The sequence below is a fragment of the Rhizobacter koreensis genome (assembly GCF_013366375.1).
GTDB classification, from domain to species: Bacteria; Pseudomonadota; Gammaproteobacteria; order Burkholderiales; family Burkholderiaceae_C; genus Schlegelella_A; species Schlegelella_A koreensis.
Genome location: NZ_JABWMJ010000032.1, coordinates 1 through 6,717, shown reverse-complemented (window position 1 = coordinate 6,717; position 6,717 = coordinate 1). Strand labels below are relative to the sequence as shown.

Below are 6,717 nucleotides of genomic sequence, written 5' to 3'. Positions count from 1 at the left end.
GCTCCCACATCAGAGCCTTCTGGGCGACCGTGTAGTAGATGCGTGTGCGGTACTTCATCTGCAACACTCCTGCTGCCTTACGCAGCGATCAGTGTGTTGCACGGACCGGTTGAATCCGCCCTCGGAGAGCGGCCGCCGGCGCCCAACCGCGCGCTGCGCCGGGATGACAGCTTTCGTGCCGAAACCGCGCTTGGGAGGATGGAGGTCGACAGACCGCAGTCGCTGCAAACCTGTCTCCGCAGGCAAGTACAACACGGTTGCGGCATATGGCGCACCGGCAACGCTGCACACGCTGGGAGCCACAAGCCTGAGGCCGGACGGCTGGCGATAAAAGGCGCTAGAGTCGACAGCACCGCACAAGCACGATGCGGCCACTAGTGCCCCTTGTACTTGGCCCGATTTGGCGGGCCGCATCCTCGATCTTCGACGCACTACATGCAGTATCGCGACAGCCAGACTCAACTCCTAGAACGAGACGACAGCAGCACCGTCCTACAGAGCGCGATTCCGGAGGATCTGGCGCTAGCAAAAAGTGCTTCAAGACTTGCCGCCGAAGCAGCGTTCTCCAGCACGCCCGTTGTGCCAGCAGCGACGCAGCAACCGCTGATTGTTTATCGAAGGAAGCGCTTCGCCGATCTTCGGCCTTCTGAGTCGCTCCAAGGCAGCGAGGATCTGAACGTCAGCGAGACCCGCGGTCCTCGCGTCTTTCGCGCGGTAGCGCCTGTAGTCGTCGCTCCGCCTGCGTTGCCAGGGAGCCCGCCCGATGCGCCAGTGCAGCCTTCGGAGATCGATCGAACGTTGACTCCACGCCGCCTCCTTCGGCTCGAGGTGAGCGCATGGCTTACAAGAGGCCGTCCAAGGTCGTGCGCCTCGTCTTTCCAAGTGAGGCCGAACGGAGCGCCGAACGAGTAGCGGATGACGTCGAGCGCTTCGACCCATTACGCGAGGAGCGCGGTGTGCCTGCACCCGATCAGTGGCGCGCCCTTGCAGCGGCTTTGGAATCGCTGAACCTCAGCGTCGCAGAGCTCAAGCACCTCCATTGACTTCGCTTCGAGAGCACTCGCTATAGCAGCGGGTGGATGAAGATGGAGCGCGACATGGCGTCCATCCGCAAACAGCTGCAGGCCAGCCTGTCTGCTCCGCTCGCCGCCGACACAGACGCCCACCTCAGTTGAAAGCGGGTTCTGCACCGACGCACCCCAGCGCTCGGTAGATCGTTCAACTAGCCGCGCCGCGGTTGAGCGGTAAGCGTCTCCTCAAGGCCGCATTGACCGACCCGCCTGAGCGTCGCAGCATGTGTGCACATGCAAGACAGTGGACACACGTCAGCCTGGACCGGTCAGGCGGTCGAGCGCACGAAGAGCAACGGCAAGCGCGTCTTTGCGACGGCATTCAAGCGCTGGATCGTCGAAGAAGCTCGTCGACCCGGCGCGTCGGTGGCAGGGTTGGCGATGCAGCACGGCGTCAACGCGAACCAGCTGCACCGCTGGATGCGGTTGCCGCAATGGCGCAGCGAAGCCCCAGTAAGTCCGGCTCTGCCGGTGCTGCTGCCGGTGGAGATCCAAGCCGAGCCGGCGCACGTCACGGCTGCGCCGATCACGGCGAGGCGCGTGCCGATCGAGGTCGAACTCGGTGGCGCTGTTGTACGGGTGATGCCGGGCGTCGACGGCGCGACGCTGCGCATGGTTCTGGCGGCGCTGCGCGGATGATCGGGCCGCCGGCCAACACCCGCGTGTGGCTGGTCGCCGGCTGTACCGACATGCGCAAGGGGTTCGACGGCCTGGCCGCGGCAGTGCAGACCACGCTCGCCGCGAACCCGTTCAGCGGCCACGTCTTCTGCTTCCGCGGACGTCGCGGCGACATCGTCAAGGTGCTGTGGTTCGATGGTCAAGGTCTCGTGCTCCTCGCCAAGCGGCTCGAGCGCGGGCGCTTCGTCTGGCCGCAGGCGTCATCAGGCGGCGTTACGCTGACGTCCGCGCAGCTGGCGATGCTCCTGGAAGGAATCGACTGGCGCATGCCGGTGCGTCCGCATCGTCCCGACCTCGCGGCATAAGGTCGATCTCTGCAAGTCCTCGGGTGCGACACCGATGGCTTTCCAAGGTCACGGTCGGCATCATCCTGTTCCGTGCAGCACGAAGCCGACCCGCAGTCTGACGACGAGATCACCGCGCTGCGGGCGCGACTCGAGGCGAGCGCCGCCGAGAACGAGCTGCTCAAGCTGACGGTCGCCAAGCTGAAGCTGCAGCTCGCGCGCAGGAACCGCGCGCTGTACGGCGTCTCGAGCGAGCAGTTCGACGTTCAGGGAACGCTGCTTGACGCTCCTGCGCCCGAGCCGATGCCCGAGTCTCGGGCGCGCAAGTCCGAAGCCGCCAACGCCCGCTCGATCGACCGGAGCCTTCCTGCGCGCATCTGCCGCGCGAGACCCAGACGCACCGGCCGCTCGTCACCCCTGCGCACCACGATGCCGATGGCGGGCCGTGTGGCTGCAGCGTCTGCGGCGGCCGGCTGCGCCTCGTCGGCACGGACGTGAGCGAGCAGCTCGAGTACGTGCCGGCGCAGTTCAAGGTGATCCGCCACGTTCGTCCGAAGCTCGCCTGCACGACGTGCGAGACGATTCAGCAGGCGCCGGCGCCGAGCCGGCCAATTGCCCGCGGCATCGCCGGTCCCGCGCTCCTTGCGCATGTGATGACTGCCAAGTTCTGCGACCACCTGCCACTCGATCGGCAAAGCCGCATCTACGCCCGCGCGGGCATCGAGCTCGACCGTGCCAAGCTCGCCAAGTGGGTTGCCCGATCAAGCGAGCTGCTCGACCCGCTGGTCGAGGCGCTCGGCCGCTATGTGCGAGCGGCCGCCAAGCTGCACGGCGACGACACGCCGGTCAAGGTGCTCGCACCCGGCGAGGGCAAGACTCGCACAGGTCGGCTCTGGGCCTACGTGCGCGATGATCGACCGATGGGAAGCCACGAGCCGCCGGCAGCTTGGTTCCGCTACTCCGCCGACCGCCGGGGCGAGCACCCTCAGGCGCATCTGGCCCGCTTCCAAGGCGCGCTTCAAGCCGATGCATACGGCGGCTGGGGCGGGCTGTACGAAGACGGAGTCACCGAGGTCGCGTGCTGGGCGCATGCGCGTCGGCCGTGGTGGGACTTGTACCTGGCCACGGGCCGCTCGGCGGACGGCGTCGCTGCCGAGGCGCTCGGCAGGATCCGCGAGCTCTACCGCATCGAAGCGGAGGTGCGTGGACAGCCGCCAGAGATCAGGCGCGCGCATCGCCAAGCGCGCGCTGGGCCGCTGCTCACGGCGCTGCGCGAGTGGTTCACGCATCTGCTGACGCGCACGTCGACGAAGTCCGAGATCGCGAAGGCGGCACGCTACAGCCTTGCACGCTGGACAGCGCTCACGCGTTACGTCGACGACGGCACGCTCGAGATCGACAACAACGCCGCCGAGCGGGTGCTGCGCGGCGTAGCCCTCGGACGCCACAACTTCCTCTTCATGGGATCGGACGCCGGCGGCCATCGCGCCGCGGCGTTCTACAGCCTGGTCGAGACCGCCAAGCTCAACGGGCTCGACCCCGAGGCCTACTTGCGCGAGGTCTTCGCCCGCATTGCCGAGCATCGCATCGATCGCATTGACGAGCTGCTGCCGTGGAAGATCGCGTCGGAACTGGTGCCGGAACCGACACAGCGGGCGGCTTGATCAAGCAGTCGCCTGGGCAGTCCGATGACCGACGACGATGCGATTGCGCGTGTGAGCGAGGCGCTGCAAGGCGCCACGAACGTCCAGCTCTACCAGCTGCGGGCGCTCATCGACACGATGTTGGCCGACCCGAAGCGCACTGCTGCTGCGGTCGCCGAACTGCACCTGGGGCAGGCGGTGCAGTTCGTCGACTTCCGCAGCGGGCAGATCAGGCGCGGCAAGCTCATCGCGCGGCGCGGCGAACAAGCGACCGTGCTCGAGGACCAGGTTCGCAGGACGTGGAAGATCCCCGCCGTCGCCGTGGAGCCAGCGCTGAGTCCGCGGGATGAGACGAACGACTCGTACCAGCCGCCACCGGAGCCAGCGGCGCGCCATGACCTGCGTGGCTTCAGCGTCGGCGACAAGGTGACGTTCGACGACGGCAACGGCAAGGCGCTCGTCGGCATCGTCACACGCATCAACCGGCGCACCGCCGGCATCGGGACAACCGATGGGCGTCAGTGGAGGGTCGACTTCCAACTGATCCGGCACGTCCTTGACGTGTAGAACGGCCGAATGCGACCGCCCACGCTCGGTCAAGAGGTCTCGAGGCAACGCTTACGTTGAGCGGGTGAGGTGGCGCGCCTGTGATCGGCCCCGCACGCGGGGCAGCATCGACCAAGGCGGCCCTTCCCGTGACCGGATCGCGGGCACTGATGTCCGTCGCGGGTACGCGACCGACGGCCCGCTTGACGAACTGACCCGTGCTCGCGTACTGCGCTGCGCTCCACTGCGTTGCGCTTCGCTGCGTGTGCTGCGCGCGCTCCAGATCGTCACCGGTCACCCGCCACGCCCGGAGCCGGGCCGCCTTGAAGTTTGCTCGGGCCGGCTCGATCGTCGCGCCAGTCGCGCACCTTCGGTGCGCTTGGTGTCACGCCGCTCGCAGAGCCGCCGGCCCTCATGGACGTGGGCGGGCCGCTCGCGGCAGCCGCCGCGCCAGCGGAGCTGTCACGTCGGCCGCGTTGCTCGGGCCCTCTGAGGGCCGCCGCTGCCCGTCGCGCCCGTCGAGCCCACCGCGATCCCCCCACGGCGCCCCCATCCGCGGGTGAGGGGGACTTGTGGGGGGATCTTCAAAGCGGTGGGCTGGGTGACCGGCTCGCCGTTTCCTGTGTTCGCTGGGGGCTGAAGAGCGCACCCCACCCCCCGCCCGCCCCTCCCGAGGGGCGGGAGCGAGGGAGTCCGAGCGAAGGGATCAGTTTTCAGGTGACCGAACCCGGCACCGGCTGGTTTCCTTCGTGAGGAGTCGATCATGGCTTACGTTCGAGTCGAACAGCGCAACGCGCACCTGGCAGGGGCTGTGCGCCTGGTCTCTGTCCAGGGCCGCGAGGGTCCCGTCAGCAGGGCGACGCTGACCGCGATCAGCAACACCCGCAGGGGCACCGGAGACAACCGGGACGAGGAGGCGACCGCCATCGCTTGGACGGTCTGGGGCAAGCAGGCCGAACGCGCCGCCGAGTACCTCACCCGAGGCAGCCACGTCAACGTGGTCGGGCGCGTGCAGAACGACAGCTACGACAAGGACGGCCAGACGGTCTATGCGATGACCTTCACCGCCGAGGAGATCGACTACCTCGACACGCGGCGCGAAGGCCATGCCCTGCGGGTCAGGGAGGCGAGGGCGGGTCAGGAGAGCTCGGCCATGCCGCAGGGCACGTCCACTGCGGCCCATTCCGAGGAGGAAGAGCCGATCCCGTTCTGAACCCAGGCGGAGCCGGCAAACGGGATCTGCTTGGCTCCGTCGCTCAACACCTCAGGTAGAAGTCAACATGTACACAACGCAATACCAAGCGCCGGCAAGGCTGGCAACGTCCTTCTCGCGCAATGCCCGCGTGCTCCGGAGCGAGTCACCGCTCTGCGAAGACCAGATGCGAGCCGCCGCGCCGTCCATCTTCGCCCCCGGCAAGCACGCCAGCCGCTCCGAGCGGTACGCTTACATCCCGACCATCGAGGTCCTGCGGGGCCTCCGCAAGGAGGGCTTCGAGCCGTTCATGGTCGCGCAGGGCCAGAGCCGGACGCCAGGCAAGGCCGAGTTCACCAAGCACCTGATCCGCATGCGCCACGCTGGGCAGGTGCAGGGTCGGCCCGAGGCGAACGAGATCATCCTCATCAACAGCCACGACGGGGCGAGCAGCTACCAGATGCTTGCCGGGATGTTCCGGTTCGTCTGCTGCAACGGCCTCGTGGTCGGAGACGTCGTCCAGGACATCCGGATCCCGCACAAGGGCAACGTTCAGGGCGAGGTGATCGAGGGCGCGTTCAGGGTGCTCGACGGGTTCGAGGCGGTCGAGGAGCACGCGGAAGCTATGAAGGCGCTGCCGCTAGAGCCGCGCGAGGAGATCGCCTTCGCGACGGCGGCCCTGCTGCTGCGGTTCGGCGAGCAGCGAATCGCAGAAACCGGGGGGCACACGCCCGCACCCGTGACCGCCGAGCGGCTCAACGAGGCCAGGCGGATCGAGGACGTCGGTCATAGCCTCTGGACCACGTTCCAGCGCGTGCAGGAGAACGTAATGCGGGGTGGCCAAGCCGGCCGCGCCTCTAGCGGCCGCCGGCTCCACACCCGGCCCGTCGGCAGCATCGACCGAGGGGTCAGCCTCAACCGTGCCCTCTGGATGCTGGCCGAGGAGATGCGGCGGATCAAGGCTGCCGCGTGAGATAGCTCCAGGCGGGCGACGGTTCATGGGGGGAACTCGTCGCCCGCCCGCGACAGCCCACACCTTTGGCGCCAAGCACCCAACGGCCGCGCTAGCAAATGCGACACCGGCTGCGAGCCGTGGGAGACGCAACCTGCGTGCGCCTGCGATTACTGCCGCCGCGCCAAGCTCCGTCTGAGCGCGCGTCCCGTCGAGCTTGAGTCAATGAGTGCGCATTTCAGCGATCGTGGACGTCCGTTTCGACGTGATCGCAGACGCTGTTTCAGCGCGATCGTGGACGATCACGGAAGCACGCGAGTGAATGAGTTCATCGTATCCCAGCCGTCCACGA

Annotated in this window: 6 protein-coding genes and 1 pseudogene; all 7 read left to right on the top strand. The window is 67.6% G+C overall.

What is annotated here, in order from left to right:
- Positions 1-836: 836 nt before the first annotated feature.
- The 7 genes and pseudogenes from HQN59_RS25635 (at position 837) to HQN59_RS25605 (ending at position 6,386) form a co-directional block, all read left to right on the top strand.
- Complete coding sequence (locus HQN59_RS25635) at positions 837-1,043, top strand: hypothetical protein (protein ID WP_176071972.1); 207 nt, start codon at positions 837-839, stop codon at positions 1,041-1,043.
- Positions 1,044-1,304: 261 nt separating this feature from the next.
- Positions 1,305-1,709 carry an IS66-like element accessory protein TnpA gene (gene tnpA, locus HQN59_RS25630; protein WP_176071971.1) on the top strand — a complete coding sequence of 135 codons (405 nt, stop codon included), beginning with the start codon at positions 1,305-1,307 and terminating at the stop codon, positions 1,707-1,709.
- Positions 1,706-2,053, top strand: a complete 348-nt coding sequence (tnpB, locus tag HQN59_RS25625) for an IS66 family insertion sequence element accessory protein TnpB (RefSeq protein WP_176071970.1) — start codon at positions 1,706-1,708, stop codon at positions 2,051-2,053. Before tnpA ends, tnpB begins: the two co-directional genes overlap by 4 nt.
- Positions 2,054-2,125: 72 nt before the next feature.
- Positions 2,126-3,696: pseudogene (gene tnpC / locus HQN59_RS25620) on the top strand (IS66 family transposase).
- A gap of 51 nt (positions 3,697-3,747) precedes the next feature.
- Positions 3,748-4,242: a hypothetical protein gene (locus tag HQN59_RS25615; protein WP_176071969.1), complete on the top strand. Its 495-nt coding sequence runs from the start codon at positions 3,748-3,750 to the stop codon at positions 4,240-4,242.
- A 742-nt stretch (positions 4,243-4,984) separates the two neighbouring features.
- A complete protein-coding gene (locus HQN59_RS25610; RefSeq protein WP_176071968.1) occupies positions 4,985-5,434 on the top strand; it encodes a single-stranded DNA-binding protein in 450 nt (149 codons plus the stop codon).
- Between the two features lie 67 nt (positions 5,435-5,501).
- A complete protein-coding gene (locus HQN59_RS25605) occupies positions 5,502-6,386 on the top strand; it encodes a DUF932 domain-containing protein (protein ID WP_176071967.1) in 885 nt (294 codons plus the stop codon).
- The last annotated feature ends 331 nt before the right edge of the window (positions 6,387-6,717 follow it).